Annotated in this window: 27 protein-coding genes; 13 read left to right on the plus strand and 14 right to left on the minus strand. The window is 72.6% G+C overall.

Annotated elements, in window-relative coordinates; genetic code table 11:
- Positions 1–101 precede the first annotated feature (101 nt).
- Positions 102–896 (plus strand): flagellar hook basal-body protein, encoded by a 795-nt coding sequence (locus MKK60_RS18200; RefSeq protein WP_243987988.1) that lies wholly within the window; start codon positions 102–104, stop codon positions 894–896.
- A gap of 26 nt (positions 897–922) precedes the next feature.
- Here the strand turns inward: MKK60_RS18200 and ntrC are convergent, their stop codons facing one another.
- The 3 genes from ntrC to dusB all read right to left on the minus strand — a co-directional run bounded on the left by ntrC (position 923) and on the right by dusB (position 4,580).
- A complete protein-coding gene (gene ntrC, locus MKK60_RS18205) occupies positions 923–2,386 on the minus strand; it encodes a nitrogen regulation protein NR(I) (RefSeq protein WP_147728390.1) in 1,464 nt (487 codons plus the stop codon).
- 5 nt (positions 2,387–2,391) lie between these two features.
- Entirely contained in the window at positions 2,392–3,495 is a 1,104-nt protein-coding gene (locus tag MKK60_RS18210) for a two-component system sensor histidine kinase NtrB (protein ID WP_147728393.1), read from the minus strand.
- Positions 3,496–3,575: 80 nt separating this feature from the next.
- Positions 3,576–4,580, minus strand: coding sequence for a tRNA dihydrouridine synthase DusB (dusB, locus tag MKK60_RS18215; protein ID WP_147843559.1), 1,005 nt, complete (start codon positions 4,578–4,580; stop codon positions 3,576–3,578).
- A 177-nt stretch (positions 4,581–4,757) separates the two neighbouring features.
- On the opposite strand from dusB, the gene MKK60_RS18220 reads away from it, so the two are divergent.
- The 3 genes from MKK60_RS18220 (at position 4,758) to MKK60_RS18230 (ending at position 7,900) form a co-directional block, all read left to right on the plus strand.
- The gene (locus tag MKK60_RS18220) at positions 4,758–6,065 is read left to right on the plus strand and encodes a bifunctional 2-C-methyl-D-erythritol 4-phosphate cytidylyltransferase/2-C-methyl-D-erythritol 2,4-cyclodiphosphate synthase (protein ID WP_243987990.1); all 1,308 of its coding nucleotides are present in this window, start codon (positions 4,758–4,760) and stop codon (positions 6,063–6,065) included.
- A 68-nt stretch (positions 6,066–6,133) separates the two neighbouring features.
- Positions 6,134–6,625 carry a CinA family protein gene (locus MKK60_RS18225; RefSeq protein ID WP_243987999.1) on the plus strand — a complete coding sequence of 164 codons (492 nt, stop codon included), beginning with the start codon at positions 6,134–6,136 and terminating at the stop codon, positions 6,623–6,625.
- Between the two features lie 69 nt (positions 6,626–6,694).
- The gene (locus MKK60_RS18230; RefSeq protein WP_243988001.1) at positions 6,695–7,900 is read left to right on the plus strand and encodes an FAD-dependent oxidoreductase; all 1,206 of its coding nucleotides are present in this window, start codon (positions 6,695–6,697) and stop codon (positions 7,898–7,900) included.
- Positions 7,901–8,015: 115 nt separating this feature from the next.
- Here MKK60_RS18230 and MKK60_RS18235 read toward each other — a convergent pair whose 3' ends face one another.
- Positions 8,016–8,474 carry a type II toxin-antitoxin system RatA family toxin gene (locus tag MKK60_RS18235; RefSeq protein WP_147843149.1) on the minus strand — a complete coding sequence of 153 codons (459 nt, stop codon included), beginning with the start codon at positions 8,472–8,474 and terminating at the stop codon, positions 8,016–8,018.
- Positions 8,475–8,480: 6 nt separating this feature from the next.
- A complete protein-coding gene (lipA, locus tag MKK60_RS18240; RefSeq protein WP_243988009.1) occupies positions 8,481–9,476 on the minus strand; it encodes a lipoyl synthase in 996 nt (331 codons plus the stop codon).
- 246 nt (positions 9,477–9,722) lie between these two features.
- On the opposite strand from lipA, the gene MKK60_RS18245 reads away from it, so the two are divergent.
- Both MKK60_RS18245 and MKK60_RS18250 read left to right on the plus strand, forming a co-directional pair.
- On the plus strand, positions 9,723–10,232 hold the full coding sequence (locus MKK60_RS18245; RefSeq protein WP_147728943.1) for a PRC-barrel domain-containing protein: 510 nt from the start codon (positions 9,723–9,725) through the stop codon (positions 10,230–10,232).
- A gap of 117 nt (positions 10,233–10,349) precedes the next feature.
- Positions 10,350–10,589, plus strand: coding sequence for a hypothetical protein (locus MKK60_RS18250; RefSeq protein WP_147858770.1), 240 nt, complete (start codon positions 10,350–10,352; stop codon positions 10,587–10,589).
- A 19-nt stretch (positions 10,590–10,608) separates the two neighbouring features.
- Here the strand turns inward: MKK60_RS18250 and MKK60_RS18255 are convergent, their stop codons facing one another.
- From MKK60_RS18255 to MKK60_RS18265, 3 genes are all read right to left on the minus strand, one after another.
- Positions 10,609–11,304 carry a cell wall hydrolase gene (locus MKK60_RS18255; RefSeq protein WP_243934863.1) on the minus strand — a complete coding sequence of 232 codons (696 nt, stop codon included), beginning with the start codon at positions 11,302–11,304 and terminating at the stop codon, positions 10,609–10,611.
- Between the two features lie 105 nt (positions 11,305–11,409).
- A complete protein-coding gene (locus MKK60_RS18260; RefSeq protein WP_243988018.1) occupies positions 11,410–12,153 on the minus strand; it encodes a trypsin-like serine peptidase in 744 nt (247 codons plus the stop codon).
- A gap of 5 nt (positions 12,154–12,158) precedes the next feature.
- Positions 12,159–13,133: a threo-3-hydroxy-L-aspartate ammonia-lyase gene (locus tag MKK60_RS18265; protein ID WP_243988021.1), complete on the minus strand. Its 975-nt coding sequence runs from the start codon at positions 13,131–13,133 to the stop codon at positions 12,159–12,161.
- Between the two features lie 230 nt (positions 13,134–13,363).
- On the opposite strand from MKK60_RS18265, the gene MKK60_RS18270 reads away from it, so the two are divergent.
- The gene (locus MKK60_RS18270; RefSeq protein ID WP_243988023.1) at positions 13,364–14,710 is read left to right on the plus strand and encodes a PQQ-dependent sugar dehydrogenase; all 1,347 of its coding nucleotides are present in this window, start codon (positions 13,364–13,366) and stop codon (positions 14,708–14,710) included.
- 10 nt (positions 14,711–14,720) lie between these two features.
- Here the strand turns inward: MKK60_RS18270 and MKK60_RS18275 are convergent, their stop codons facing one another.
- Both MKK60_RS18275 and MKK60_RS18280 read right to left on the minus strand, forming a co-directional pair.
- Complete coding sequence (locus MKK60_RS18275) at positions 14,721–15,467, minus strand: molybdopterin-dependent oxidoreductase (RefSeq protein WP_243988025.1); 747 nt, start codon at positions 15,465–15,467, stop codon at positions 14,721–14,723.
- Positions 15,464–16,177 (minus strand): cytochrome b/b6 domain-containing protein, encoded by a 714-nt coding sequence (locus tag MKK60_RS18280; RefSeq protein WP_147728915.1) that lies wholly within the window; start codon positions 16,175–16,177, stop codon positions 15,464–15,466. Before MKK60_RS18280 ends, MKK60_RS18275 begins: the two co-directional genes overlap by 4 nt.
- A gap of 287 nt (positions 16,178–16,464) precedes the next feature.
- Here MKK60_RS18280 and MKK60_RS18285 point away from each other — a divergent pair, with 287 nt between their 5' ends.
- Genes MKK60_RS18285 through MKK60_RS18295 form a run of 3 tightly spaced genes read left to right on the plus strand, consistent with a single transcriptional unit; the run spans position 16,465 to position 19,723 of the window.
- Complete coding sequence (locus tag MKK60_RS18285; protein ID WP_147843158.1) at positions 16,465–17,568, plus strand: glycosyltransferase family 4 protein; 1,104 nt, start codon at positions 16,465–16,467, stop codon at positions 17,566–17,568.
- Between the two features lie 2 nt (positions 17,569–17,570).
- Positions 17,571–18,656, plus strand: a complete 1,086-nt coding sequence (locus MKK60_RS18290; RefSeq protein ID WP_243988034.1) for a glycosyltransferase — start codon at positions 17,571–17,573, stop codon at positions 18,654–18,656.
- On the plus strand, positions 18,653–19,723 hold the full coding sequence (locus MKK60_RS18295) for a glycosyltransferase (protein WP_243988036.1): 1,071 nt from the start codon (positions 18,653–18,655) through the stop codon (positions 19,721–19,723). Before MKK60_RS18290 ends, MKK60_RS18295 begins: the two co-directional genes overlap by 4 nt.
- An 8-nt stretch (positions 19,724–19,731) precedes the next feature.
- Here MKK60_RS18295 and MKK60_RS18300 read toward each other — a convergent pair whose 3' ends face one another.
- From MKK60_RS18300 to MKK60_RS18315, 4 genes are read right to left on the minus strand one after another with little or no spacing between them, the layout of a single operon-like run.
- The gene (locus tag MKK60_RS18300) at positions 19,732–20,580 is read right to left on the minus strand and encodes a glycosyltransferase family 2 protein (RefSeq protein WP_243988046.1); all 849 of its coding nucleotides are present in this window, start codon (positions 20,578–20,580) and stop codon (positions 19,732–19,734) included.
- Positions 20,577–21,188, minus strand: a complete 612-nt coding sequence (locus tag MKK60_RS18305) for an SAM-dependent methyltransferase (protein WP_243988048.1) — start codon at positions 21,186–21,188, stop codon at positions 20,577–20,579. Before MKK60_RS18305 ends, MKK60_RS18300 begins: the two co-directional genes overlap by 4 nt.
- Positions 21,185–21,919 carry a PIG-L deacetylase family protein gene (locus MKK60_RS18310; RefSeq protein ID WP_243988050.1) on the minus strand — a complete coding sequence of 245 codons (735 nt, stop codon included), beginning with the start codon at positions 21,917–21,919 and terminating at the stop codon, positions 21,185–21,187. The genes MKK60_RS18305 and MKK60_RS18310 overlap by 4 nt, the downstream gene beginning before the upstream one ends.
- Before the next feature lie 56 nt (positions 21,920–21,975).
- Positions 21,976–23,127 (minus strand): acyl-CoA dehydrogenase family protein, encoded by a 1,152-nt coding sequence (locus MKK60_RS18315; protein ID WP_243988052.1) that lies wholly within the window; start codon positions 23,125–23,127, stop codon positions 21,976–21,978.
- 188 nt (positions 23,128–23,315) lie between these two features.
- Between MKK60_RS18315 and MKK60_RS18320 the strand changes: the two genes are divergently transcribed.
- The 3 genes from MKK60_RS18320 to MKK60_RS18330 are packed head-to-tail and all read left to right on the plus strand — an operon-like array spanning position 23,316 to position 26,182.
- On the plus strand, positions 23,316–23,936 hold the full coding sequence (locus MKK60_RS18320; RefSeq protein ID WP_147729308.1) for an urease subunit gamma: 621 nt from the start codon (positions 23,316–23,318) through the stop codon (positions 23,934–23,936).
- Position 23,937: 1 nt separating this feature from the next.
- Positions 23,938–25,665 carry an urease subunit alpha gene (gene ureC / locus MKK60_RS18325; protein WP_147843753.1) on the plus strand — a complete coding sequence of 576 codons (1,728 nt, stop codon included), beginning with the start codon at positions 23,938–23,940 and terminating at the stop codon, positions 25,663–25,665.
- A 31-nt stretch (positions 25,666–25,696) separates the two neighbouring features.
- Positions 25,697–26,182, plus strand: a complete 486-nt coding sequence (locus MKK60_RS18330) for a DUF29 domain-containing protein (RefSeq protein WP_147843752.1) — start codon at positions 25,697–25,699, stop codon at positions 26,180–26,182.
- Position 26,183: the final 1 nt, after the last annotated feature.

Genomic DNA, 26,183 nt, shown 5'->3' on the forward strand with positions numbered 1-26,183 from the left:
GTATTAACGATGAAATCCTCAAATCAGGGTGGTCGGGGAATGGTCGGCCGACGTTCTGGTCGGGCCCGGTTGCACCGGGCCGTTCTTGATGGAGATCCGCGATGAGCCTGATGGATGCGCTCTCGAACGCCATCACCGGGACCTCGGCCCAATCCTTCGCGCTGAACAACATCTCGGGGAACATCGCCAACAGCACCACGGCCGGCTTCAAGAGCACGGATACGAGCTTCGCCGACATGCTGGCGCAGACCGAGGCCGGGACGCAGCCCGCCGGCGGCGTCGCGATCAGCACGCGGTCGAACCTGGGGCTCCAGGGCACGGTGGCGTCGACCGGCATCGCGACGAACCTCGCGATCGGCGGCGACGGCTACTTCGTGGTCCGGCAGAATCTCGGGACCGCGTCGGCGCCGAGCTTCGGCTCTGCGCTGGCCTACACCCGGCGCGGCGACTTCGCGCCCGATGCCAGCGGGTACCTCGTCAACGGGGCCGGGTACTACCTGTTCGCCGGGGCCTCGACGGGCGCGCCGGTCCAGGTGCCGGCCACCGCCACGAGCGCGCTCTCCAGCCTGTCGGTCTCGCCCGCCGGCGCCCTCACCGGCACCCTGTCGGACGGCAGCACCCAGGCGCTCGGCACCCTGGCCCTGGCCCAGTTCGGTGCGCGGGACACGCTCGCCTCGCTCGACGGCGGCGCCTTCGTCGCGACCGCGAGCACCGGTGCGCCGAGCTTCGGCCTGAACGGCGCGACCGTGACCGGCGGCTCGGTCGAGCAATCGAATGCGAGCATCTCGGACCAGTTCTCCAAGATGATCGAGACGCAGCAGGCCTATTCCTCCAACACGAAGGTGATCAGCACCGTCAACGAGATGCTGCAATCGGCCATCGCGATGTACGTCTGACGCGGCGCGCGCCGCTACCCGTCCGCCTAGCGCGCCGTTCGGAACACCTGCAGGTCGAGGTCGCGCACCTTCTTGCGCAGGGTGTTGCGGTTGACGCCCAGAAGCTCCGCCGCGCGGATCTGGTTGCCGCGGGTGGCGGCGAGCGCCGCGCCGATCAGCGGGCCTTCGATCTCGCGCAGGATCCGGTGATACAGGCCGGGCGGGGGCAGCGTGTCGCGGTATCCGGAGAAGTAGTCCGAGAGGTGGCGCTCGACCGCGCCGGACAAGGTCTCGTTGTCGGCGCCGGCCTTGCGCGCGGTGCCGTTCCCGGCCGAGGCCGGGGGGCTGAGCGGCAGCGTGTCGAGCTCCGCCTCGATCACCGGGCCGGTGATGGTCTCCTGCGGGTAGAGGGCGGCGAGCCGCCGGACGAGGTTTTCCAGCTCGCGGACGTTGCCGGGCCAGCGGTAGCGCTTCAAGCGCTCCATCGCCTCGCCGTCGAGCATCTTCCGCGTGAGGCCCTCGCGCTCGACCTGGATGAAGAAGTGGCGGACGAGGTCGGGCACGTCCTCGGACCGCTCGCGCAGGGCCGGCAGTCGCAGCGGCACGACGTTCAGGCGGAAGAACAGGTCTTCGCGGAAGATGCCCTGCTGGATCGAGATCCGCAGATCCTTGTTGGTCGCCGCGATGATGCGGACGTTGGTCTTGATCGGCACCCGGCCGCCGACGGTGGTGTACTCGCCCTGCTGCAGCACGCGCAGCAGCCGGGTCTGCGCCTCCATCGGCATGTCGCCGATCTCGTCGAGGAACAGCGTGCCGCCCTCCGCCTGCTCGAAGCGGCCGGCCGAGCGCTGCAGCGCCCCGGTGAAGGCGCCCTTCTCGTGGCCGAACAGCTCCGATTCGATCAGGTCGCGCGGGATCGCGGCCATGTTGACGGGCACGAACGGGCCGGTGCGCCGGCGGCCGTAATCGTGGAGCGCGCGGGCCACCAGCTCCTTGCCGGTGCCGGACTCGCCGGTGATCATCACGGTCAGGTCGGTCGGCATCAGCCGGGCGAGCGCCCGGTAGATCTCCTGCATCGCCGGCGAGCGCCCGACCAGCGGGATGTCCTCGTTGTCGGGCGGCGCGGCGGCGGCGGCCGTGCCGCGCGGGCGCGACAGCGCCCGGCCGACGATGGCGATCAGCTCCTTCAGGTCGAAGGGCTTGGGCAGGTACTCGTAGGCGCCGCGCTCGGAGGCGCGGATCGCGGTCATGAAGGTGTTCTGCGCGCTCATGACGATGACCGGCAGCTCCGGCCGCACCCGCTTGATGCGCGGCAGCAGGTCGAACACGTTCTCGTCGGGCATCACCACGTCGGTGATGACGAGGTCGCCCTCCCCTTGCGCCACCCACCGCCACAGGGTCGCGCAGTTGCCGGTGGAGCGGACCTCGTAGCCGGCCCGCGACAGCGCCTGGTTCAGGACGGTGCGGATGGCGGCGTCGTCGTCCGCGACGATGATGTGGCCGTTGGGCATGACTCTTACTCGGGCTCCGCGACCGCTTCGCGCCCGTCGCGGGCGCTCGACATGGGCAGGAGGATTCGGAAGGCGGTGCGGCGGGGCGCGGGATCGCACTCGACGATGCCGCCATGATCGCCGACGATCTTCGCGACCAATGCAAGACCGAGGCCGGAGCCTTGCGCCTTCGTCGTCACGAACGGGTCGAACAGATCCGGCAGCAGCTCGGCCGAGATGCCCGGGCCGTTGTCGCGCACCGCCACCTCGATCGGCAGGCTGACGCGCTCGCGCGAGCCCGGGACCTGAAGCCGCAGGCCGGTGCGGAACGCGGTCGACAGGGTGATCTCGCCGTCGACCGCGTCGGCGCCGATCGCTTCCGCCGCGTTCTTCACCAGGTTCAGGATCACCTGCACGAGCTGATCGCGGTTGCCGAGCACCGGCGGCAGCGACGGATCGTAGGTCTCGACGAAGCGGATGTGGCGCCCGAACCCGGATTGCGCCGAGCGCTTCACCTGATCGAGCACGCCGTGCACGTTGACCGGGCCGCGCTCGACCGGGCGCTCGTCGCCGAACAGCTCCATCCGCTCGACGATCCGCACGATCCGGTCGGTCTCCTCGCAGATCAGGCTGGTCAGCACCCGGTCCTCTTCCGGCCCCGACTGCTCGAGCAGCTGGGCCGCGCCGCGGATGCCGGCGAGCGGGTTCTTGATCTCGTGGGCGAGCATCGCGCCGAGCGCCACCATCGAGCGCGCCGCGCCGCGATGCGTCAGCTGGCGGTTCATCTTGTCGGCGATGGTGCGCTCCTGGAGCATCAGCACCACCGCCTCGCCGTCGTCGCCGAGCGCGGTGGCGAACACGTCGACGCTGCGCTCCGCGCCCGAGCGCGGCTGCGTCAGCTCGACCCGGTACTCGCTGACGCTGGACCCGCGCCGGCGCACCTCGGCCACCAGCGCGATGATCGGCGAGGCGAAGGGGATGATGTCGCGAAGCCGGCGCCGCTGCATCAGCCGGGCGGAATAGTCGAAGAACGTCTCGGCCGCGTGGTTGCAGTGCATGATGCGGTCGTCCGCGCCGATGGTCAGCACCGGCAACGGCAGGGCGTTGATCACCGCCTCGGCGCTCGGCATGCCGCGGGGTTTCGCCGCGGGCTCCTTGGCGGCGGGGTCGAGACCGATCGGCCTCGCCTCGTCCCTGGGTTCCCCGTCGCTCATGCGGCCTCCGCGATCGCCGGGGCAGCCTCGAAGGCGGCGCGCAGGAGCCGGTCCGCCACCTCCGGGTCGGTGGTGGTCAGGAGCCGCGTGCGCTCGGCCGCATCGAGGCCGCCCGCCGCGTCGGCATAGGCCGCCAGATGCTTGCGGGCATGACGCACGCCCATCGCTGCGCCGTAGAGCGCGATCAGCCCGGCATAATGCGCCGCCGCCAGCCCCGCCCGGGCCGACCGCGACAGCGTCGGCACCGGGCGCCCGGCCAGCCCCGCGGCGAGGGCGCCGACGAGCCAGGGCCGCCCGACCGCCGCGCGGCCGACCATGATGCCAGCAGCACCCGAGGCCGCCAGGCACGCCCGGGCGCTGGAAAGGTCCGTCACGTCGCCGTTGGCGATGACGGGGATCGACACCGCCGCGACGACCGGCCGGATCGCGTCCCAGTCGGCGCTGCCCTTGTAGAATTGCTGCCGGGTGCGACCGTGGACGGTGACCGCGTTCAGCCCCAGCGCCTGGGCCCGGCGGGCGAGCTCCGCGGCGTTCAGGCCGTGGTGGTCCCAGCCGAGGCGCATCTTCACCGTCACCGGGATCGACACCGCCTCGCGCACGGCGCCGAGGAGGCGGGCCGCATGGTCGAGGTCGCGCATCAGCGCGGAGCCCGAGGCGATGCCGGTGACGATCTTGGCCGGGCAGCCCATGTTGACGTCGATCACGTCGGCGCCGTTCGCGGCGGCGATCCGGGCGGCCTCGGCCATCGGCTCGGGGGCGCAGCCGGCGAGCTGGACGATGTGCGGCGCGATGCCCGACCCTTCCGCCCTGAGCCGCGCCTCCTCCGAACCGCGCGCGAACTCGGCCGCCGCCACCATCTCCGACACCACCGCGCTCGCGCCGGCACCCTGCGCGATGCGGCGCATGTGCAGGTCGGTGACGCCCGACAGCGGCGCCAGCAGCGCCACCGGATCGACCGAGCGCTCCCCTCGCAGGACGCTCAAATAATGATCAGCCATCATTCTGCACAACAAATAGACAAAACCAGCCCGGCGCAAGCCCCCGGGCGAGGGTTGGGCGGGGAACCGCGCGATTTGATTTCGCTTCATCCCCCGCATAAACGACAGGCAGATTTTTGAGGACCCGAACCGGCCGCATGGCAGGCGGTCTCGGCCCCGGCACGACGGAAACCCCCAGGCATGTCCGAACCCGGATCGAGCGTCGCCGCCGTCGTCGTGGCGGCCGGTCGCGGCATCCGCATCGGCGGCGGGATGCCCAAGCAGTACCGTCGCGTCGGCGGGCAGGCGGTCCTCACCCGCACCCTCGACGCCCTCGGCCGCGACCCCGTGATCGGCCGGATCCAGGTGGTGATCGCCGCCGACGCGGCCGCGTTCTACGACACCTGCCGCACCGAGCTCGCGCCCGCCATCGCCGACAAGCTGCTGCCGCCGGTCGAGGGCGGGGCGACGCGCCAGGACTCGGTCCGAGCCGGGCTCGAAGCGCTCGCGGCGGCGGGCGCACCGGACGTGGTCCTCGTCCACGACGCGGCCCGGCCCTTCGTCGATGCCGGGCTGATCGCCCGCGCCGTCGCCGCCGGGCGCGACCACGGCGCGGCGGTGCCGGGCGTGGCCGTCGCCGACACGATCAAGCTCGTGGACGAGCAGGGCGGCATCGGCCGCGTGCGCGAGACGCCGGCCCGCGAGCACCTGCGCGCGGTGCAGACGCCGCAGGCCTTCGTCTTCGGGACCTTGCGCGACGCGCACCGCGCCGCCGCCGCCGAGGGCCTGCACGGCTTCACCGACGACGGCGCCCTCGCCGAATGGGCCGGCCTCGCCGTGGTGGTGTTCGCCGGCGACCCGAAGAACCGCAAGATCACCCAACCCTCCGACCTGATCGAGGCCGACCGGGCCTTTTCCGGCTCGGGCGAGGAGACGGCGAAGGACAGTGCGAAGGACATCTTTATGACGACCTACGTGACCCGCCTCGGCACCGGATTCGACGTGCACGCCTTCACCGACGGCGACCATGTCTGGCTCGGCGGGGTGAAGATCCCGGCCGACCGCGGGGTGCTCGCCCATTCGGACGGCGACGTCGCGCTGCACGCCCTCACCGACGCGCTGCTCGGCGCCATCGCCGACGGCGACATCGGCACCCATTTCCCGCCCTCGGACGAGCAGTGGCGCGGGGCGTCGTCGGACCGGTTCCTGGCCCATGCCTGCAAGCTGGTGCGCGACCGCGGCGGTCGCATCGACCATCTCGACATCACGGTGCTGGCGGAAGCGCCCCGCATCGGCGCCCACCGCAAGACGATCCGCGCCCGCATCGCCGAGATCTGCGCCGTGCCGCTGACCGCGGTGTCGATCAAGGCGACGACCACGGAGAAGCTCGGCTTCGTCGGCCGCGCGGAAGGGCTCGCGGCCCAGGCCGCCGCGACCATCCGGCTGCCGGAGGAGGTGGAGACGAGCCCGGTGGACGCCCAGGCCGAGACGGCCATGCGCCAGGGCTGACGGTTGGGCGGACGCGCGTCCGCTGCGATGATCCGAAGACCGCTTCGAACGAAAAAGGGATTCGCGCGATGTTCGACGACGTCCTCCTCGCCCGCGCCGCCGCCCTGGTCGGGGCCTACGCCGAGGCCGACACCCGGATCGCGACGGCCGAATCCTGCACCGGAGGGCTCGTCGCCGGGTTGCTGACAGCGGTGCCCGGCTCGTCGGCGGTCGTCGAGCGCGGCTTCGTCACCTACTCGAACGAGGCCAAGTCCGAGGCGATCGGGGTGCCCGCCGCACTCATCGGCGCGCACGGCGCGGTCAGCGAGGCGGTCGCCCGCGCGATGGCGGGCGGCGCGCTGGCGGCGTCGCGGGCCGACGTGGCGGTGGCGATCACCGGGATCGCCGGCCCCGGCGGCGGCAGCCCGGGCAAGCCCGTCGGCCTAGTGCATTTCGGTCTGGCGACCGGCGGCGGCGTCCGCCACCTGGAGCGGCGCTACGGCGATCTCGGCCGTGCCGAGATCCGACGTCGCGCCGTCATCGATGCGTTGGACCTGTTGGAGGGGGCGCTCGTTTCCTGATCGGAGCGCTCGTCTCTCCTGATCGGAGCGTTCCTGCGGCGAACGCCGCCGAACCGGAGGCGCGGTTCCATGGACAGCCTGGCGGCACAAATCTGCATCGTCGGCGGTGGACCGGCAGGGATGATGGCGGGCCTGCTGTTCGCCCGCGCGGGCGTCTCGGTCGTGGTGCTCGAGAAGCACAACGACTTCCTGCGCGATTTCCGCGGCGACACCATCCATCCCTCGACCCTGGCCGTGATGGACGATCTCGGCCTCGGCGACGCCTTCCGCGCCCTGCCGCAGCGCCGGGTCGAGACGTTATCGGCGGTGATGGGTGGCCGGACGTTCCGCGTCGCCGATTTCCGCCGGCTCGCGACGCGGAACCGCTTCATCGCGCTGATGCCGCAATGGGATTTCCTCGACTTCCTCGGCCGCGAGGCGAGGAAGCTGCCCGGCTTCCGGCTGCTGATGGCGACCGAGGGGCAGTCGCTGATCGAGACGGATGGCCGGATCGCCGGGGTTCGCGCCGCCGGCCCCGACGGTGCGATCGCGATCGCCGCCGACCTCGTCCTATGCGCCGACGGCCGGCATTCCGCGATGCGACGTCGGGCCGGCTTCGTGCCGCGCGACTTCGCGGCCCCGATCGACGTGCTGTGGTTCCGCCTGTCGCGCCGCCCCGGAGACCCGGAGGCCGCGGCCGGTCGCTTCGGGGCGGGCCGCATCCTGATCACGATCGATCGTGGCGATTACTGGCAATGCGCCGCAATCGTGCCGAAGGGCGGCGATGCGGCGATCCGCACGTGCGGACTCGCGGCGTTCCGCGCCGGCATCGCCGACCTCGCGCCGTTCCTGGCCGACCGCACCGGCGAGATCGGGACCTTCGAGGCGGTGAGGACGCTGACGGTGACCGTGGACCGGCTGGAGCGCTGGCACCGTCCGGGGCTGCTCTGCATCGGCGACGCGGCGCATGCGATGTCGCCGGTCGGCGGCGTCGGCATCAACCTCGCGATCCAGGATGCGGTCGCCGCCGCCAACCTGCTCGCCGGGCCGTTGCGGGCCGGACGCCTCGCCGAGGCCGACCTCGCGCGGGTCCAGGCCCGCCGAAGCCTTCCGACGCGGCTGACGCAACGGGTCCAGCGCCTGATCCAGGATCGGATCCTCGCCCCGGTGCTCGACCACGGGGACGCGCGCCTCAGCCCGCCGCTCGCGCTCCGGCTGCTCGACCGCCTGCCGTGGCTTCAGCGTATCCCGGCCCGGATCGTCGGCCTCGGCTTCCGCCCGGAGCATCCGCGGTGAGGCGCACGATCCAGCGCGTCCTCTTCGTCTGCGGTCGCGCCCGGCTCCGCAGCCCGACGGCCGAGCAGGCCTTCTCTCGGGTATGCCCAACCGGATGCCGCCGGCGCGGCCGGCCTCAGGCCCTGCCGTAGACCCGGTCTGCCCGGCTCTCGAACGCGTCGGTGAACTTGCGAAAGGCGCGATCGAACATCTTGCCCATCAGCAGGCCGAGGGCGAAGCTCTTGAACTCGTAGGTGATGAAGAAGTCGACGTCGCAGCCGCCGTCGCGGCCGGGCTTGAACGCCCAGCGGTTCTCGAGATGCCGGAACGGGCCGTCGATGTACTCGGCCGTGATCTTGAGGTTCGGGCGGTCGAGGCCGACCCGGGTGGTGAAGCGCTCGCGGATCGCCTTGTAGCCGACGCCCATCTCGGCCACGAGCACCTCGGTCCCCTCCCCGGTGCCGGGCTGGCGGCGCAGCACGCGCAGCGATTCGCACAGCGGCAGGAACTCGGGATAGTGCTCCACGTCGGCGACGAGGTCGTACATCTGCTGGGGCGAGTGACGCACCCAGCGGGTGATCCGGAAGGATGGCATGACGACTCAGGCTGAGAGGGTGTCGGGGGCGAGCCGCGCGTTGCGGGCGGCCTGGAGCCGCGAAAAATCCTCGCCGGCATGGTGCGACGAGCGGGTCAGCGGCGTCGCCGAGACCAGCAGGAAGCCCTTGGCGTAGGCGGTGGTCTCGAACGCCTTGAATTCGTCCGGCGGCACGAAGCGGACGACCTCGTGGTGCTTCTTGGTCGGCTGCAGGTACTGGCCGATGGTGAGGAAGTCGACGTCGGCCGAGCGCAGGTCGTCCATCAGCTGCACGACCTCGTTCCGCTCCTCGCCGAGGCCGACCATGATGCCGGACTTGGTGAAGATCGTGGGGTCGAGCTCCTTGACCCGCTGCAGCAGGCGCACCGAGTGGAAGTAGCGGGCGCCGGGGCGGACCGTGAGGTAGTTGCCGGGTACCGTTTCGAGGTTGTGGTTGAACACGTCGGGCTTGGCGGCCACGACCGCCTCGAGCGCGCCGTCCTTGCGCAAGAAGTCCGGCGTCAGGATCTCGATGGTGGTGCCGGGGCTGAGCCGCCGGATCGCCGCGATGGTGCGGGCGAAATGCTCGGCACCGCCGTCGGCGAGGTCGTCGCGGTCCACGGAGGTGACGACGACGTGGTGCAGGCCGAGCTTGGCCACGGAGTCGGCGATCTTGTCGGGCTCGTGCTGATCCAGGGCATTGGGCAAGCCGGTGCGCACGTTGCAGAAGGCGCAGGCCCGCGTGCAGGTGTCGCCCATGATCATGAAGGTGGCGTGGCGCTTCTCCCAGCACTCGCCGATGTTGGGGCACCCGGCCTCCTCGCAGACCGTGACGAGGCCGTGCTCGCGCACGATCGCCCGGGTCTCGGCCCAGGCCGGGGAGCCCGGCGCCTTCACGCGGATCCAGTCGGGCTTGCGCAGCTGCACCGGCTGGTCCGGCCGGTGCGCCTTCTCCGGGTGGCGGATGCGGGCCAGAAGCGGTGGCCGCGGATCGTTCTTCAGGAGATCGAGGACGGTCGCCATGACACACCGCGTGCGAGGCACCCGCGGTGCGGGTATCGGGGAGCACCTGCGACTTAAGACGTCCGGCCCCGCGCCGCAAACCGGCGCGACCGCAGGTCGCCCACGATCCCGAGACAGGGCGCGCGGATTCGTCATGGCCGGCGGGCCCGCGCGATCCGCCGCAACGCCCGCCCGGAACCCGGCGTGACGGATCCGGTTCCTTGGGGTCAACGGCCGCCGCACGGCCCTCACCGGAAGGAAGATCGCTTGACCCGGATCCTGCGCCGCGCGCTCGCCGCACCCGTGATGCTCGCGCTCGTGTTCCCGGCGCTCGCCGGCGTCGGCCCGGAGGACAAGCCGGCGCAGAGCGACGGCATGGTGGTGCAGGGCACCGGCCCGGGCACCAGCGCGGGCGGCAGTCCGTCCGATGTCGGGATCAAGCGCGCCGGATCGAAGGCGGATGCCGAGGGCCGCAACAAGCTCAGCCCCGCCGGCTTCCTCACCACCGACGTGATCGGGATCAAGGTCTCGGACAATGCCGGCAACGCGCTCGGCACGGTGGTCGACCTCGTGATGGAGGACGGGCGCACCCTGACGGCCGTGGTGCTCGACATCGGCGGGTTCCTCGGCGTCGGCACGCGCTACGTCGCGGTGCAGCCGGCCGCGCTGATCCTGTCCCCGGGCGGCGAGCGCTACGCCGCCACGCTCGACATGAGCAAGGAGCAGCTCGGGGCCGCGCCGGACTTCAAGTACAGCAAGTACAAGCCGCAGAACTGACGCGGCATCAGCGTGTTGCAGGCGGCGATGCGTCGTCGGCCACGCCGATCCCGGCCGCGCTAGGGCAGGGAAATCCGCCTTCAAGAATGTCGCTTACGGTCAAGCTTGGCTATGGCGATGTCCACGGGATTTTCGGTGGGAACGGTGATGGTCGAGGCCTTGCGGAAGGCGATCCGGTTGCGGGCGACGCGGCGCTCGCGCGACCTGCGGATCGGAACCAGCGGCTGCGCCCGCACGCCGCCGGTCGGCACCGCCGACCGCGGCACGGCCACGGCGCACCGCCTCACGGCGCGCGAGCTGATCGCGATGGCGCAGGCCGCGCGTCGGGCGCGCGGCAGGGAAGAGCCGGAGGGCTGAGCGGGAGGGCTGAGCCGCCTCAGCCGCCGCCCGGAAGCGCGCCGAGGCCCGCCACCTGGCAGATGTCGCGGGCGGGTTCGGCCAGCACCGTCTGCGCGGCCGCGACCTCGGTCTGCGCCGGGCCGGCCGGGGCGATGGTCGCTGCCGGCGGGATCGCCTCGGCGTAGGCCATCGCGGTCGAGGCGGGCGGCGGGGTCTGGGCCTGGCTCCCGGCCTTGCGCTTCTCGTAGAAGGCGTTGCCGCCGGCCACCGCCACGTAGTGCATGTTGTCGTACGGGTATTTCCGGCCGGCGGTGTGGAAGTACATCGCCCGGCCGACCTTGGGATGGCGCTCGCCGGCAAGGATTGCGTCGGCGGCGTCGGCGACCTTCTGCAGGTCCTTCTCGGCCATCGGCTTGGTCAGCACGCCGGTCGCGAACTGCCGCGGCTGGCCGACCACCGAGCAGATGCCGCCGTTCGGGAAGGCGGCGTTCTCCAGGCGGTTCATCACCACGGTCCCGACCGCGAGCAGGCCTTCGGAATCGCTGCGGTTCGATTCGAAGTACATCGCACGGCCGAGGCAATCGCGCTCGGTATCCGACACCACCATCGGCTTGCCGCGCGTCGAGCCGGTGCTGAGAGCGGTGTTCGCGCTGGTGTTGCAGGCGCCGAGACTTGGTCCGAGCAGGAGGACCGACAGGGCCGGCACCGTCAATCTCGTCCCGATACCCTGCATGCCGCCCGGCCTCCCAGCCCATTGCCTCGCCGATGCGATGCGTTCCGGCCAAGCTCGACCCGAAAGGTGCGGATTTTGTGGCATCATGGTGAACCGACGGTTGCGTCAGCGCGTCGTCGCCTGCGCTTTCAGCATCGCCGCCGCGGTTCCGCGGAATGCGGCGGTCGGCACGGCGACGGACGGAGCCCGCCCCTCCTCCCGGCTGCTTGCCACCAGCACGCCGATCACCACGGGGCCGCCCGCCTCGACCTGCAGCAGCGCCGAGCCCGATTCTCCGGGCACCGCCCGGCAATCGTGCAGCAGCAGGGGCGCCGGGCCGGGGTCCCGCCACGCGCTGCAACCGCCCTGCGCGGTCATCAGCTGGGGCTTGAGCCGGCTGTAGCCCGCCCGCCGGATCTCGCGGCGGATCGCGGCCGGGTCGGCTTCGGCACCGGGATCCTCCAGCGTCAGCGGCGTGCCGGGGATCGGGTCGGCGAGCTCGACCAGGGCCCAGTCGCCCTGCATGTTCGGCCGCGCGGTGCCGTAGGCGAAGGCGTAGTCGTCCGGCTTGCGGTAGGCGGCGGCCAGGCTGTGCGCGCGATACGCGCCCTGGCGGTACCCGGCCACGAAGTGGACGACGCCCGGGTTGACCCAGCGCTTGCGCGGCTCGTCCCACAGGCAGTGCGCGGCGGTGAGCGCGAGCCGCGGACCGATCAGGGTCGCGGTGCAGGATTGGAGGCGGTTGGTGCCGAGCACCACGTTGAGCTTGCCGATCGCGCTGTAGGGCCATGCCTCGGCATCGAAGGCCATGTCCTCCGCACGCGCCGCGCCGGCCCACAGGCATGCGCCGACGAGGACCAGGGCGCGCACCTTCCTCAGCCCGCGACGTGCCGGGCGAACGATGCGAGGTCGATGTTGCCGCCGCTGATCACCACGCCGACGCGCCTGCCCCGCACGTCGAGGCGGCCGTGCATCACCGCCGCCGCCGCGAGGCAGCCGGTCGGCTCGACCACGAGCTTCATCCGCTCGGCGAAGAAGCGCATCGTGGCGACGAGCTCGGCGTCCGTCACCGTCACGATGTCGGCGACCCGCTCCTGGATGATCGGGAAGGTCAGCGATCCGAGGAACGTCGTCTGCGCGCCGTCGGCGATGGTGCGCGGCACCGGGATCGTGACGATCCGCCCCTCGCGGAGCGAGCGTTGCCCGTCGTTGCCGGCCTCCGGCTCGACGCCGATCACGGCGCAGCCGGGCGAGCGCTCGGCGGCGACGAGGGCGCAGCCCGACAGCATGCCGCCGCCGCCGAGGCAGACGACGAGCATGTCGAGCGGCCCGGTCTCGGCGATCAGCTCGAGGGCGAGCGTTCCCTGGCCGGCGATCACGTCCGGATGGTCGTAGGGCGGGATCAGGGTGAGGCCGCGCGCCTCCGCGAGTTCGCGGCCGAGGGCGACGCGGTCCTGGGTGTAGCGGTCGTAGCGCACCACCTCGGCGCCGTAGCCTTGCGTCGCCGCGACCTTCATCGCCGGCGCGTCCTGCGGCATCACGATGGTGGCCGGCACGTTCAGCAGCCGGCTCGCGAGGGCGATCGCCTGGGCGTGGTTGCCCGAGGAGTAGGCGATGACGCCGCGCGCCCGCGCGTCGCCGGCGAGCGCCGCGATCGCGTTGTAGCCGCCGCGGAACTTGAAGGCGCCGGCGCGCTGCAGGTTCTCCGCCTTGAAGAACAGGCTCGCCCCGGCGCGTTCGTCGGCGGTGCGCGACGTGAGCACCGGGGTGCGGTGGGCCACGCCGGCGATGCGCTCGGCGGCGCGCGCCACGTCGGCGAAGGTCGGCTGGCCTGGGGTCGCATCGGTCATCGAGGGCTCGCTCGGCGCCCGCGCCGCTCGCGCCCGGAGCGCGACCCTTCGGCGAGGGACCCACGCACCGTCCTATACGCGTCCCCGGGCGCCGCCGGCACCCTCGGCGTGCGAACGGAGCCAATTGCCCGCTCGTTTCTTATCCTCGGACACGATCATCATCCGGCAGGGCCGGTCCCGTCCGATCGGCGGGGCAGGCCGCCGGACGAACGACGGATTCACGGAACGACATGCGGACATCGGCAAAACTCGGGCTCGCGGCGCTGGCCGTGGTCCTCCTCGGCGGCGCGGCCTTCGTGCGCTTCGCGGTCTATCCCGAGAGCGCGTCGCTCCCGCTCGCCGACGGCCAGGGGGCGAGCCCGACGCTGCCCGCCCCGAACGCGACGCCGCTGCCCACCGTCAACATCGCGCCCGCCACCGGCTGGGCGAAGGGCGCCAAGCCCGCGCCGGCCGCCGGCCTCTCGGTCGCAGCCTTCGCCGAGGGGCTCGACCATCCGCGCTGGCTCTACACCCTCCCGAACGGCGACGTGCTCGTCGCCGAGAGCAACACCCCGCCCTCCGACGGCACGTTTCCCGGCGTGAAGGCCTGGATCGCGGGCAAGATCATGGATCGGGCCGGCGCCGGCGTGAAGAGCCCGGACCGGATCGTGCTGCTCCGCGACGGCGACGGGGACGGGGTCGCCGAGGTGAAGACGGTCTATCTGAAGGGCCTGACCTCGCCGTTCGGCATGGCGCTGGTCGGCAGCGACCTCTACGTCGCCAACGCCGACGCGCTGGTGCGAGTGCCCTACGAGGCCGGCGGGACCGAGAACGGCGCGACGCCCGAGAAGGTCGTCGACCTGCCGGCCGGGATCAACCACCATTGGACCAAGAACGTGGTCGCGAGCCCCGACGGCGCCAAGCTGTTCATCACCGTCGGCTCGAACAGCAACGTGGCCGAGAACGGGCTCGAGGCCGAGAAGGGCCGCGCCGCGATCTGGGAATACACGATCGCGACAAAGACCTTCCGCGAATACGCCACCGGCCTGCGCAACCCGAACGGGTTGGGCTTCGAGCCCGAGACCGGCGCGCTCTGGGCCGCGGTCAACGAGCGCGACGAGATCGGCAGCGACCTCGTGCCGGACTACGTCACCGCGGTGAAGGAGGGCGGGTTCTACGGCTGGCCCTACAGCTATTACGGCCCGCACGTCGACGAGCGCGTCACCCCGCAGCGCCCGGACCTCGTCGCCAAGGCGATCGTGCCGGACTACGCCCTCGGTCCCCACACGGCCTCGCTCGGCATCGCGTTCTCGCGGGGCGCGCACCTGCCCCCGGCCTGGACCAGCGGCCTGTTCGTCGCCCAGCACGGCTCGTGGAACCGGCGTCCGAAGAGCGGCTACAAGGTGATCTACGTGCCGTTCGCCGACGGCCGGCCCGCGGGCACGCCGGTGGACGTGCTGGCCGGCTTCCTCGACGCCGACGAGAAGGCGCAGGGGCGCCCCGTGGACGTGGCCTTCGACAAGACCGGGGCGCTGCTCGTCTCGGACGACGTCGGCAACGCGGTCTGGCGGGTGACGGGGGCGGCCGCCTCGCAGTGAGGCGGACGCCTCAGATCCCCGCGTACCAGCTGAAGCCGAGTTCGGAGACCATGCTGCCGCGGCCCTGGCCGAGGCCGTCCACGCGATCGACGGCCTCGATCGAGGCGAGGTACTTCAGCGACTTGTAGCCGAGCTGCCGCTCGACCCGGAGCCGCACCGGCGCGCCGTGCGCGATCGGCAGCGCGTCGCCGTTCATGCCGTAGGCGAGGATCGTCTGCGGGTGCAGCGCGTCGAACAGGTCGTAGGTGTCCCACCAGCCGTCGACGGTGCGGATCACGATGAAGCGCGCTTCCGGCTTCAGGCCGGCGACGGCCAGGACGTGGGCCAGCGGAACCCCGGTCCATCCGCCGATCGCCGACCAGCCCTGCTCGCAGGAATGTAGCGTGATCTGGGTGCGGGCGGGCATCGCCTTCAGGTCGGCGAGCGAGAATGCGGCCGGGTTCGCCACCAGCCCGCGCACCGGCAGGCGCCAGTCCGAGAAGCCGATCTCCTTCGAGCGGCGGTAGGCAACGTCGTCGGGGTCGGTGGTGTTGATCGTCGGGAAGACCGCCGAGATCGCGTCCGGGGAGAACTCGCGCACCAGCGGCTGATGGCGCAGCAGGAAGCGCTGCACGGTGAAGCTCAGGCGCTCGCTGATCCCGTAGAGGCCGCCGCGGCTCGGGCCGCCCTCCCCGATCCTCTCGCAGCCGGCGAGCAGCCCGGTGCCGCCGAGAGCCGAGGCGCCGAGGATCAGCTTGCGCCGGGAGATGCCGCTCATCGCTTCGCCTCGCGCTCGTGCCGCCGCGCGGGTTCCGCGGCCGGCGCCCGGCGCCCGATGGTCATCCCGCGCATCAGCGCCGCCGGGCCGTTGGCCAGGACCTGCCAGACGTGCACGGCGAGGAACGCCACCAGCAGGGACGCGCACAGGAAGTGCAGGGTCCGGGCCGACTGCCGTCCGCCGAACAGGTCGAACAGCTCGGGGATCGCCGTCGTGACCCCGGGCGACATCGTCAGGCCGGTGAGCAGCATCAGCGGCGACAGCACCAGGACGACTGCCAGGTAGGCGAGCTTCTGCAGCACGTTGTAGCGGGTCTGCGTCGGCCCCGGGCCGCGCAGGTGCAGGTGCTCGCGCACCGTGCCGGCGATGTGCGCCGGGCGGACCTGATCCGCATCCGGCAGCAGCCGGCGGGACAGGTGGCGCGTCGCGAGGCTCCAGGCGAGATAGAGCAGCCCGTTGAGGACGAAGATCCAGGCGGCGAGGAAGTGGATGTTGCGGCCCCAGCCGGTCTGCTCGAGGTTCACCGGCAGCGGCAGGGCGATCCATGCCGGGGCATCGAGCGCGCCCGTCTCGCCCCAGAACAGCCGCGGCAGCGCCAGCAGGATCGCCGTGCCGCTGACCGCGAGCGCGACGAACGCGGCGGCGTTGATCCAGTGCGTCGCCCGCACCCAGGCGGGATGGCGGATCCGGCCGTCCTCGCGTCCCGTCATCGTGCGCCGATCGGATGGTCCTGCATCATAGGGCAGGATCGCACGGCCCCTCGATCGATCCAATGTGAAAGTCCGCCGCGGCCCCGGCGCCGCGAGACCCGTGCCGCCCGGGCGTATACGATGGCGGCCCGCTGTCCCCAGCACCTTGCGTCGACGCGGGAACCGTTGCGGTCATCCTCGGCTTCCGGGATGGTCGGTGAATCAGCAATGTTGCATCCGTTCATCCTGCACACAGACAGGATATGCGATGTGCGACCACGGCCTCCGTCGCTGGAAAACGAGCTTCCGTGAAGATCGCTCTCATCGCCCACCTGAAGTTCCCCATCGCGCAGCCGTATCCGGGCGGTCTGGAGATGCACACGCATCTCCTCGCCGGCGCCCTGATGCGACGCGGGCACGACGTGACGTTGTTCGCCTCGGAGGGATCGGATCCGACACTTGCGCCGGTCTGCGTCTGCCCGCCGACCGGTGACGGGCTCGGCGATCCACTGCGTCATGCGTCCATCGATCGCGCCGAGAACGCGGCCTATGCGCGGATCATGGAGATGGTGCGGGCCGGCGACTTCGACATCGTGCACAACAACAGTCTTCACGACCTGCCGCTGCGCCGAAGCCGGGACCTCGCGGTGCCGATGGTGACGGCGCTTCACACGCCCCCGTTCGACTCGCTTGAGGCGGGCGTGCGCGCCGCTCCCGCCGGCATGCCGTTCGCCGCCGTCTCGAACCACACGGCCGACGCGTGGCGCGAGATCGTCGCCGAGCCGGTCGTCATCGGCAACGGCGTCGAGCTCACGGTCTTCGTCTACCGCCCGGCGCCGGACCCGGTGCCCTACGTGTTCTGGTCCGGCCGGATCGTGCCGGAGAAGGGGCTGCACCTGGCGATCGACGCCGCGCGCGCCGCCGGCCTCCCGCTGCACTTCGCCGGCCCGCGGCCCAATCCCGCCTACTGGGCGGAGTGGATCGCCCCGCGCCTCGGGGACGACCTCGTCGATCTCGGCCATCTCGGCCATGCCGAGCTCGCGCGTCACCTCGGCGGGGCGCGGGCGGCCCTGGTCACCCCGCGCTGGGAGGAGCCGTTCGGGCTGGTGGTCGCCGAGGCGCTGGCCTGCGGCACGCCGGTCGCCGGCTTCCGCCGCGGCGCGCTCCCCGACATCCTCGACGCCACCTGCGGCGCGCTGGCGGCGCCCGACGACGTCGCGAGCCTGTCGGACGCGATCGTCCGCGCCGTCGCCCTCGACCGCCGCGCCTGCCGGCAGCGTGCCGAGGACCTGTTCGACGCCGACGCGATGACCGCCGGCTACGAGGCGCTCTACGACGCGGCGCTCGCCGCGCACGACCTCTCGCTGCTGCCGGTGCCGCGCCTGCGCCGCGTCGCCGGCGCGCAGGCCTGACCATGCGCCCGTCCGAACAGGCGGTCGTCTGCGTGCCCGCCCGCGACGAGGTGCGCTGCCTGCCGCGCCTCCTCCGCTCGCTGGCCGCTCAGGACGGCCTCTCGGCCGGGACGCCCCTGCGCGTCCTGATCGTGGCCAACAACTGCACCGACGGCACGGTCGCCGCCGTGCGCGCGATGGAGGCGGCGGGCGAGGCGCCCGCGCTCGCGATCCGGGTGATCGAGGCGCATCTCGAGCCGGCGGAGGCCCATGTCGGCACCGCGCGGCGGATGGCGCTCGATGCCGGCGCCGCCTGGCTGGACGCCGACGGGCATCCCGACGGCATCCTGCTCACCACCGACGCCGACGCGCGGGTGCCGCGGACCTGGCTCGCCGCCAACCTCCGGGCGCTGGAGGGCGCCGAGATCGTCGGCGGCCGTCTCGTGATCGACCCGGAAGAGGAGACCGATCCGGCGCTCGCCGACCTGCATGACCGGATCGAGCGCTACTGGGCCGCCGTCCGCCGGATCGAGGACGCGCTCGATCCGCCGCCGCACGATCCCGCCCCCCGTCACGGCGACCATACCGGCGCGAGCCTCGCGCTGCGCGCCGCGCTGTATCGCAGCGTCGGCGGCCTGCCGGCCCTGCCGCGCGGCGAGGACAACGCCCTCGTCGCCCGCGTCCGCGAGGCCGGCGGACGCCTGCGCCACTGTCCCGAGGTGTCGGTGATGGTCTCCGACCGCGCCGCCGGCCGGGCGCAGGGCGGCATGGCCACCGAGATGGTCCGGCGCGCCGTCACCGCCCGCGCCGGCCTCCCCTACCGCCTGCCCGCACCGAGCCACTGGGAAGCCGTGATCGCGCGGCGCGCGGCGCTGCGCAGCGTCTTCCGCGGCACGGCCGGACCCGGGCGCCTTGCCGCCCTCGCGGCGTTCGGCCTCACCGAGGCGGACCTCGCATCCATCAGCCCGGATGCCTGCGTCAACGACATCGCCTTCGTCGAGCGGGCGGGCCCGCTGTGCGAGGCCGCCGACGGACCGGCTCCGGAGATGGAGCTCGACGCAGCGCTCGCCGCCTTCGACACGATCCTCCGCCCGAGCGCGGCCGCGTGAAGCGGCCGGTCGGCTACTACGTCCACCATCAGGGCGCCGGCCATTGGCAGCGCGCCTGCGCGATCGCCCGGCACCTCGACCGGCCCTGCACCCTGATCGGCACGCTGGCCGGCCTCGATCGCGACGCGGCGCCGGGCAGCGTGCTCGACCTGCCCGACGACCGCTTGCCCGAGGCCAGTTCGCCCGAGGCCGCTTTCGACGGCTGTGACGGGGCGGCGACGCGCCCCGAGGCCTTCCACTACGCGCCCCTCGGGCTGGCGGGTCTGCGCGACCGCATGGCGGCGATCGCGGCCTGGATCGCGCGGGAGGACCCCGCCCTGATCGTGGTCGACGTCTCGGTCGAGGTCGCGCTGTTCGCGCGCCTGATGTCGGTGCCGGTGCTGATGGTGCGGCTCGCCGGCACCCGGACCGATCCACCCCATCTCGAGGCCTTCCGCAGCGCCGAGCGCCTGATCGCACCGTTCCCGCGCGCCCTCGACGGCGCGTCCGTCCCGGCCTGGGTGCGCGACAGGACCCATTACGCCGGCTTCCTCGGCGCGACCGCCCGCCCCGGCCCCGCCCCGGACCCCGACGGCCCGATCGTCGTGGTGTTCGGCCGCGGCGGCGCGGGCGGCGATGCCGCCGAGCTTGCCGCCGCGGCGCGCGCGGTGCCGGATCGCGCCTGGCACGTCCTCGGTCCGGTCGCGGGCATGGTCGCCGATCCGCCCCCGAACCTGCACCTGCACGGATGGGTCGCCGAGATCGGCCCGCATCTCGCCCACGCCGCCCTGGTCGTCGGGGGCGGCGGCGACGGCGTGGTCGCGGCAGTGGCGGCTGCGGGACGCCGCTTCGTCTGCCTGCCCGAACCGCGGGCCTTCGGCGAGCAGACCGAGAAGGCGGCGGCGCTCGAGCGCCTCGGCGCCGCCGTGGTGCGCCCGTCCTGGCCGGAGGCGTCCGCCTGGCCCGGCGTCGTCGCGGCCGGCCTCGCCCTCGACCCCGCGGCGATGTTCGCCCTGCACGATCCCGACGCCGTGCCGCGGCTGGCCGCGACGATCGAGCGGATCGCCGCCGGCCTCGACGCGCGCTGAGCCCGCGCTCAGAACGGCCGGTCGGCGGGGACCTGCGCCGCGGCGATCTCGGCCTCGGTCGGGGAACGCAGCACGGCGAGGCCGCCGGCGCGGTCGGCCGCCACCAGCCCGAGCCCGGCAAAGGCGTCGAGCCAGCCGTCCATCGGCCAGATCCCGTGGCGTCGGTGGAAGCGCCGGGCGTTGGCGACGATGTCGGAGAAATGCTGCAGCGGCGGGTCGCAGGACAGGTGGTGCTGGTGGAAGGCGTGCATCCCGCCGGCGAACAGCACCGGCACCCCGGCCTGCGCCGCGCGGAAGGCGAGGTCGGTGTCCTCGGCGCCGTAGCCCGTGAAGCCCTCGTCGAAGCCGCCGATGCGGTCGTAGGTGGCGGCCCGCACCGCGAAGGCGAGCGACCAGAACAGGCCCGGTTGCGGCGCCGGGATCACGCCGGCCTCCGGGAAGCGGCGCGCCGGATGGCGGTGGCCGACCCGGTCGAGGCCGGCTTCGGTCCAGCCGTCGGAGACCGCCGCGCCCGGAAGGTAGCGGATCTCGCAGCAGATCAGCCCGTCGTGCTCGGCGACGGATGCGGCGAGCCCGGACACCAGGGTCGCCGACGGGATGCAATCGACGTCGAGGTAGACCAGGACGTCGCCGGACGCCGCGCGGCGTCCGGCGTTGCGGGCCGCGGCAAGGGGCAGGCCGTCGCGCCGCAGATGCGTGCGCCGCACCGGGAAGCCGAGATCCGGCAGCGGGCCGTCGTCGCCGCCCATCTCGACGATCACGGCCTCCGCCGGCGGCGCGCCGCGCCCGAGGCCTTCGAGCAGGCGCGCGAGATGGTGCCCGCGGCCCTTGTTCAGGGTGACGACGCTGACGCTCACGCCGAGACCTCGGCCGCGACCCCGTCCACGTGCAGCACGTCGAGGCGGTACTCGGCGGTGCGGACCCGATGCACCGGCCGCGCGAAGCGCGCATCCGCGATCAGGGCCTCGGCCGCGGCGTCGCCCGTGAGCGGATAGTCGGTCTCGCCGAGCCAGTGCACCAGCACGATGTCGCCGCCGGGCAGGATCGACGACCCGATCCGCGCCGCGATCCGCGCGACGTCCGCGCGCGAGAAGAAGTACGCCACCTCCGACAGCACGATCAGGTCGAACCGGCCCGCCGGCCAGGCATCCGGGATCGCGCAGGCCTCGAAGCGCACCCACGGCGTCGCGGCGTTGCGGGCGCGGGCGGCGGCGAGCGCGGTCTCGACCACGTCGATGCCGAGCAGCGCCGCGCAGCGCGGCGCGAGCCGGTGGGTGAGGACGCCGATCGAGCAGCCGATCTCGAGGCCCGAGGCGTAGCGCTCGCGCGGCAGGGCTTCGAGCGTCGCGGCGTACTTGGCGGCCTCGTAGGCGCTGGTGGTGAAGCCCCACGGATCGGGATCGGGGTCGGCGCCGTAGAGCCCGGCGAAGTAATCCGGCGTCAGCGAGTCGGCGCGGCGGCTCATCGCGGCAGCTCCACGAAGCGTTCGTAGGTGCCGCACAGGCGCTCGACCATCGCCTCCGATAGGCGGAAGCCGTCCGGATCGTCGGCGATCAGCCGCGTCGTCTGCGAGGCGTGCGCCGCGACCGCCCGGCGCTTGGCGGGGCGGTGCGCCTCGACGTCGAGCCGGAATCCGGTTGGCGCCGGCCCGACCTCGCGCTCCGGCGGCAGGGTCCAGCCCCAGACCGGGTAGGCGTAGGCGCGGATGCCGGGGATCAGCGGGCGAGCGAGCCCGACGATGTCGGCCGCCGCGGTGTGATCGCAATGCGGGTCGTGGCGCCAGGTGACGAACACCGCATCGGCCCCGCTCTCGCGCACGGCGTCCGCGACCGCCTCGGCCGCGGCCTGCGCCGTCGCGCCGGTGCTCGGCACGTGCGCGTCGGGCAGGCGCAGGAAGGCGACGTGCTCGGGCGCCAAGCCGAGCTCGCCGACCGCCCGGCGGGTCTCGTCCTCGCGCAAGCCGCGCAGCCGCTCGGGCGGGTACAGGCGGGAATTCGGGTGCGAGCCGCAACCGTCGCTGACGACGACGAGCCGGACGGGCAGGCCGCGCGCCCGCGCCTCGGCGATCAGGCCGCCGCAGCCGAGGCTCTCGTCGTCGGGATGGGGGGCGACCACGACGAGGCCGCGCGTCGCCATCGCCGAGAGGTCGGCGACGGGCAGGGTGTCGAGGAGGGGCAGGAAGGCGTCGGCGCGCATCGGGTCTCGGCGGTTCGCAGGGCTCGGCGCGACGGGGTCGTGCGTCGATGCGGCTGTCAGGTCAGTTCGGGGTCGTGCCAGAGCGCGTGGACCGGGGCGTCGGCCCCGGCGACGTAGGCCGCCGCGCTGACGAGGGCGCCGTCGGGGGCCGGCTGGCGCAGGTAGGTTGCGAGGTCGCGCACCAGCCGCTCGAGCGGGTGGGCTTCGAGGAAGCCGGAGAGGCCGACCGAGCGCTGGGCCAGCTCGATCGCGTCGAGGCCCGCCCGCTCGACCGCGCCGCGGGCGAGGGCGACGTAGGCGACCGCCCGGTCGCCCTCGACGGGCTCCGTCGTCGCCAGCCGGGCGGCATGCTCCACGAACAGGCGCGCGGTCTCGGCGGCCGTGGCCGCCTGCCCGAGGCGGGCGCGCTGGTGCGGATCTCCGCCGCGGCCGGTCGCGGTCAGGTGGCCGCGATGCGCCTCCAGCACCGCTTCGATGCCGCCGCACTGGACCGCGAGGAAGCGCCACGCCCCGGCGGCGAAGAACGGCTGGCGATAATAGTCGTCCGGGGCGCCGATGCGGTCCAGGGGCTCGACCCGCAGGCCGGAGAAGTCGACGGTGCCGGTGGCGGAGGCGCGCATCCCGTGGGCGCGCCAGTCGGCGAGCTCGGCGCGGGCTTCCGGATCGAGCGGCACCACGAGCATCTGGCGGCGCCCGTCCGGCAGCCGCGCGGTCACCAGCGGGCGCGTGACGTGCCCGGCCCCCGAGGCGTAGGACTTCGCGCCGGTCAGCACCGCCGGATCCGCCTCCGTGCCGAGCGCGAGACCGCCCGGCTCCGCCGGCTCGGTGTTCCACACGCCGAACAGGTGCCCGGCACGGGCATCGGCCGCGAAGCGCGCGCGCACCGGATCGCTGCCGTAGCGCAGCACCAGCGCCAGCGCGTTGACGTGGCCCTCGTAGATCCGCCCGACCGCGAGGTTGCCGCGCCCGATTCCGCGCAGCACGTCGCGCAGGCGGTCAGCGCCGCCGGGCGTGCACAAGCCCGCTCCGCCCAACGCCTCGGGCAGCGGCGCGACGAGCAGCCCGGCGCCGCGCAGCGCCGCGATCGCCTCGACGGGGAAGGTGCCGTGCCGATCGGGCGCCGGCGCGCGCGCCACCGCGGAGGCGGCGAGCTCGGCGATGCCGACGGGGCGCGCGTTCACGAGCGCGATGGGGAGGGGAATCGTCATGTTCGGATCCGCAGAATGACGCGTGCGCGTGAACGCGCCATGTACGGACGCGCGAAGGTTCAATCAGCGGTAGGCGCGGCACGTTCCGGTCGCCCGGAAGGCTTGACCGTCGCACCAGCATGATCCTTGCTCCAGGTCCGAACCGGCCGAAACGAGTCCGGACCGGCCGAAATCCGAGAGGGCTCCTCGTGCTGCTGACGCCTCGCGAAAAAGACAAGCTCCTCGTGGCCATGGCCGCTCAGGTCGCGCGGAACCGCCTTGCCCGCGGCGTCAAGCTCAACCACCCGGAGGCGATCGCGCTGATCACCGACGTCGTGGTCGAGGGCGCCCGCGACGGGCGCTCGGTCGCCGAGCTGATGCAGGCGGGCGCCAACGTGCTCACCACGGACCAGGTGATGCCGGGCATCGCCGAGATGATCCACGACATCCAGGTCGAGGCGACCTTCCCCGACGGCACCAAGCTCGTCACCGTGCACCATCCGGTGCGCGGCGCGCCCTCCCCCGACGTGCCGGGCGCCGTCACCACGCTGCCGGGCGAGATCGTGTTCAACGAAGGCTGCGAGCGCACCGTGGTCGAGGTCGCCAACGTCGGCGACCGGCCGATCCAGGTCGGCTCGCATTACCATTTCTTCGAGGTCAACCCGGGGTTGCGCTTCGACCGGGAGAAGGCCCGCGGCCGGCGCCTCGACATCGCGCCGGGCACGGCGGTGCGGTTCGAGCCCGGCTCGACGCGGGAGGTGGCCCTGGTGCCGCTGTCCGGCGGGCGGACGGTGTACGGCTTCCGCGGCGACGTGATGGGGGCGCTCTAGCATGGCCAACACGCCCCCCCGCGCCGCCCTCCCCCGCGCCGCCTATGCCGACATGTTCGGGCCCACGACCGGCGACCGCATCCGGCTCGCCGACACCTGCCTGGAGATCGAGGTCGAGCGCGACTTCACCACCTACGGCGAGGAGGTGAAGTTCGGCGGCGGCAAGGTGATCCGCGACGGGATGGGGCAGAGCCAGGTCACCAACGCCGACGGCGCGGTGGACACGGTGATCACCAACGCGGTCGTGCTCGACCATTGGGGCGTGGTGAAGTGCGACGTCGGGATCGTGAAGGGGCGGATCGTCCGGCTCGGCAAGGCCGGCAACCCGGACATCCAGCCGGGCGTCGACATCGTCGTCGGCCCGGGCACCGAGGTGATCGCCGGGGAGGGCAAGATCCTCACCGCCGGCGGCTTCGACAGCCACATCCACTTCATCTGCCCGCAGCAGATCGACGAGGCCCTGTGCTCGGGGATCACCACCATGCTCGGCGGCGGCACCGGGCCGGCGCACGGCACCTTCGCCACCACCTGCACGCCGGGCCCCTGGCACATCGCCCGGATGATCGAGGCGGCCGACAGCTTTCCGATGAACCTGGCGTTTGCCGGCAAGGGCAACGCCTCGCGCCCCGACGCTCTCGTCGAGATGGTGCGGGCCGGCGCCTGCGCGCTCAAGCTGCACGAGGATTGGGGCACCACGCCGAAGGCGATCGACACCTGCCTGACGGTCGCCGACCAGCACGACGTGCAGGTGATGATCCACACCGACACGCTGAACGAGTCGGGCTTCGTCGAGGACACGATCGCGGCGTTCGCCGGCCGCACCATCCACGCCTTCCACACCGAGGGCGCCGGCGGCGGGCACGCGCCCGACATCATCAAGGTGGCGGGGCTTGCGCACGTGCTGCCCTCGTCCACCAACCCGACGCGGCCCTACACGAAAAACACTATCGACGAGCATCTCGACATGCTGATGGTGTGCCACCACCTCGACCCGTCGATCCCGGAGGATCTCGCCTTCGCCGAGAGCCGCATCCGCAAGGAGACGATCGCGGCCGAGGACATCCTGCACGACATCGGCGCGCTCTCGATGATGTCGTCGGACAGCCAGGCCATGGGCCGGGTCGGCGAGGTCGCGATCCGCACCTGGCAGACGGCGGACAAGATGAAGCGTCAGCGCGGCGCCCTCCCCGGCGACGCCTCGGGCAACGACAACCTGCGGGCGCGGCGCTACATCGCGAAATACACGATCAACCCGGCGATCGCGCACGGCGTGTCGGCCCATATCGGCTCGGTCGAGCCGGGCAAGCTCGCCGACCTCGTGCTGTGGTCGCCGGCCTTCTTCGGGGTGAAGCCCGACCTCGTGATCAAGGGCGGCATGATCGCGGTGGCGCCGATGGGCGATCCCAACGCCTCGATCCCGACGCCGCAGCCGGTGCATTATCGCCCGATGTTCGGCGCCTACGGCCGCGCGCCGTTCGCGACCGCGCTGACCTTCGTCTCGAAGGCCGCGATCGAGGACGGCCTGCGCGAGCGCCTGGGTGTCCAGAAGCAGCTCGTCGCGGTGGAGAACGTGCGCGGCGGCATCTCGAAGAAGAGCATGATCCTCAACGACGCGACGCCCGAGATCGAGGTCGATCCCGAGACCTACGACGTGCGCGCCGACGGCGAGCTGCTGGTCTGCGAGCCGGCCGACGTTCTGCCGATGGCGCAGCGGTACTTTTTGTTTTGAGGTAGGATCGGCACGTTCGAGGAGAGCCACGATGTCGAACGCCGCGCTGAGACCGCCTCCGGCGGCCGATCCCTATGAGACGGACTTCTATCTCTGGACGCAGGCCCAGGCCGAGCTGCTGCGGGCACGCCGGTTCGACGAGCTCGACCTGAGGAACCTGATCGACGAGGTGAGGAGCGTGGGCGGCAGCGAGAAGCACCAGATCGAAAGCCGCCTGGACGTTCTTCTCGGCCATCTCCTCAAGTGGAAGTACCAGCCGGGATTGCGCAACAACAGCTGGACGGCCACGATCTTCGAGCAGCGGACCCGGATCGGCCGTGTTCTGCGCGCCAGCCCCAGCCTCAAGCGCTACCCGGCGGATGTCTTCGACGCGTGTTACCTGTCCGGCCGCCTGCTGGCGTCGAAGGAGACCGGCATCGACTTCACGCTGTTTCCCGAGGTGCCGCCGTTCACGGTCGTTCAGGCGCTCGACCTCGACTACCTGCCCAAGGAGCCCGACCTGCTGGATCAGTCCTGAC

The sequence above is a fragment of the Methylobacterium sp. J-092 genome (assembly GCF_022829325.1).
Taxonomy (GTDB): Bacteria; Pseudomonadota; Alphaproteobacteria; order Rhizobiales; family Beijerinckiaceae; genus Methylobacterium.

Excerpts from the sequence above, each read along its gene's own strand:
- MKK60_RS18200 (WP_243987988.1), top strand. The coding sequence starts at position 102 with ATGAGCCTGATGGATGCGCTCTCGAACGCCATCACCGGGACCTCGGCC.
- ntrC (WP_147728390.1), bottom strand. The coding sequence starts at position 2,386 with ATGCCCAACGGCCACATCATCGTCGCGGACGACGACGCCGCCATCCGC.
- MKK60_RS18210 (WP_147728393.1), bottom strand. The coding sequence starts at position 3,495 with ATGCCGAGCGCCGAGGCGGTGATCAACGCCCTGCCGTTGCCGGTGCTG.
- dusB (WP_147843559.1), bottom strand. The coding sequence starts at position 4,580 with ATGATGGCTGATCATTATTTGAGCGTCCTGCGAGGGGAGCGCTCGGTC.
- MKK60_RS18220 (WP_243987990.1), top strand. The coding sequence starts at position 4,758 with ATGTCCGAACCCGGATCGAGCGTCGCCGCCGTCGTCGTGGCGGCCGGT.
- MKK60_RS18225 (WP_243987999.1), top strand. The coding sequence starts at position 6,134 with ATGTTCGACGACGTCCTCCTCGCCCGCGCCGCCGCCCTGGTCGGGGCC.
- MKK60_RS18230 (WP_243988001.1), top strand. The coding sequence starts at position 6,695 with ATGGACAGCCTGGCGGCACAAATCTGCATCGTCGGCGGTGGACCGGCA.
- MKK60_RS18235 (WP_147843149.1), bottom strand. The coding sequence starts at position 8,474 with ATGCCATCCTTCCGGATCACCCGCTGGGTGCGTCACTCGCCCCAGCAG.
- lipA (WP_243988009.1), bottom strand. The coding sequence starts at position 9,476 with ATGGCGACCGTCCTCGATCTCCTGAAGAACGATCCGCGGCCACCGCTT.
- MKK60_RS18250 (WP_147858770.1), top strand. The coding sequence starts at position 10,350 with ATGTCCACGGGATTTTCGGTGGGAACGGTGATGGTCGAGGCCTTGCGG.
- MKK60_RS18255 (WP_243934863.1), bottom strand. The coding sequence starts at position 11,304 with ATGCAGGGTATCGGGACGAGATTGACGGTGCCGGCCCTGTCGGTCCTC.
- MKK60_RS18265 (WP_243988021.1), bottom strand. The coding sequence starts at position 13,133 with ATGACCGATGCGACCCCAGGCCAGCCGACCTTCGCCGACGTGGCGCGC.
- MKK60_RS18270 (WP_243988023.1), top strand. The coding sequence starts at position 13,364 with ATGCGGACATCGGCAAAACTCGGGCTCGCGGCGCTGGCCGTGGTCCTC.
- MKK60_RS18275 (WP_243988025.1), bottom strand. The coding sequence starts at position 15,467 with ATGAGCGGCATCTCCCGGCGCAAGCTGATCCTCGGCGCCTCGGCTCTC.
- MKK60_RS18280 (WP_147728915.1), bottom strand. The coding sequence starts at position 16,177 with ATGACGGGACGCGAGGACGGCCGGATCCGCCATCCCGCCTGGGTGCGG.
- MKK60_RS18290 (WP_243988034.1), top strand. The coding sequence starts at position 17,571 with ATGCGCCCGTCCGAACAGGCGGTCGTCTGCGTGCCCGCCCGCGACGAG.
- MKK60_RS18305 (WP_243988048.1), bottom strand. The coding sequence starts at position 21,188 with ATGAGCCGCCGCGCCGACTCGCTGACGCCGGATTACTTCGCCGGGCTC.
- MKK60_RS18310 (WP_243988050.1), bottom strand. The coding sequence starts at position 21,919 with ATGCGCGCCGACGCCTTCCTGCCCCTCCTCGACACCCTGCCCGTCGCC.
- MKK60_RS18315 (WP_243988052.1), bottom strand. The coding sequence starts at position 23,127 with ATGACGATTCCCCTCCCCATCGCGCTCGTGAACGCGCGCCCCGTCGGC.
- ureC (WP_147843753.1), top strand. The coding sequence starts at position 23,938 with ATGGCCAACACGCCCCCCCGCGCCGCCCTCCCCCGCGCCGCCTATGCC.
- MKK60_RS18330 (WP_147843752.1), top strand. The coding sequence starts at position 25,697 with ATGTCGAACGCCGCGCTGAGACCGCCTCCGGCGGCCGATCCCTATGAG.